Below are 1,227 nucleotides of genomic sequence, written 5' to 3'. Positions count from 1 at the left end.
CCTGTGCGGCGCAATGTCGCCGATCAACTACGAGACCCATATGGCCGCCGTCCGTGCGGCCTCAACTGCAGCCCTGTCACGAGACGAGGCCGCATAAGGGAGCCTCCACACTTCGAGGGGATTGACACGGCCGAAGCGGGGCGCGTTGGACGCGGTTGCGAAATGCCGTGAAAGGTGCTGGCAGAAGGACCGGATCATCGATTTGGACGTCAGCAAATTCTTCGATTCTGTTGACCACGAACTGTTGGTCAAGGCCGTGGTGGCCAACACGACTCATGAGCAGCGGTGGATTGTGCTGTATGTGAGACGGTGGTTGGTGGCCCCGATCCTCATGCCCGATGGCAGGCTGATCGAGCGGGATCGCGGAACACCGCAGGGGTCCGCGGTTTCACCGGTTTGGCGAACCTGTTCATGCACTATGTGTTCGATACATGGTTGGAGCACGAGTTCCCGACCGTGGATTTCGAGCGCTACGCCGATGACGCCGTCGTGCATTGCGCGACCGAGCGTCGGGCCAGGGAAGTGCTGGCCGCGTTGGAGACTCGGATGGAGGAGGTCGGGTTGCAGCTGCATCCGACCAAAACCAAGATCGTGTACTGCAAGGACCGGAAACGTCGGCTCGATTGCGAGAACACGTCGTTCACGTTCCTGGGATACACATTTCGGGCCAGGAAAGCGCCGACCAGGGACGGGCTGCGCGTGTTCAGTGCGTTCCTGCCCGCGGTGGGCACGGAGGCGCTCAAAGCCAAGGGCGCGGAAATCCGGGGTTGGCGTCTGCATCGGCGAACCACCAAAGATCTGGCGGAGCTGGCTGCGTGGATCAATCCGATCGTGCGCGGCTGGATGACCTATTACGGCAAGTTCTATCGGAGCGGACTCTATGTTCTGCTGCGACGCATCAACACCTACCTGGTGCGGTGGGCGCGGCGGAAGTTCAAACGGTTGCGGTCGTCCAAGAAGGCGAGACAGTGGTGGAACGGGCTGCTGCAACGCCAGCCCCGCCTCTTCGCCCACTGGGCCTGGATGACCGCGTTCTGAGGGATCAGATGAGAAGAGCCGTGTAACGGGCGACCGTTAAGCACGGTTCTGTGGGAGCCCTGGGCTTTGCCCGGAGTTCACGCGAACTGAAGGTTTCTTGGCAGGAACCCAAGGATGCTTACGGGATTTGGGGCGGGTCGATCCTTGGGTTCGTGCTCAACCCGGTGGATCGTGTTTCTCGGCTGGGGT

At 61.3% G+C, this 1,227-nt stretch carries 1 protein-coding gene and 1 pseudogene; both read left to right on the top strand.

Features of this window, described 5'->3' with window-relative positions:
• Window positions 1–121 precede the first annotated feature (121 nt).
• Window positions 122–603, top strand: a pseudogene (locus IU459_RS39150) (reverse transcriptase domain-containing protein); the annotation flags it as partial.
• On the top strand, window positions 592–1,038 hold the full coding sequence (locus IU459_RS39145; RefSeq protein ID WP_324199181.1) for a group II intron maturase-specific domain-containing protein: 447 nt from the start codon (window positions 592–594) through the stop codon (window positions 1,036–1,038). The pseudogene IU459_RS39150 and the gene IU459_RS39145, both read left to right, overlap by 12 nt.
• The last annotated feature ends 189 nt before the right edge of the window (window positions 1,039–1,227 follow it).

The organism is Nocardia amamiensis (genome assembly GCF_015477605.1).
GTDB lineage: Bacteria > Actinomycetota > Actinomycetes > Mycobacteriales > Mycobacteriaceae > Nocardia > Nocardia amamiensis_A.
This window is presented reverse-complemented; position numbering and strand designations above follow the sequence as displayed.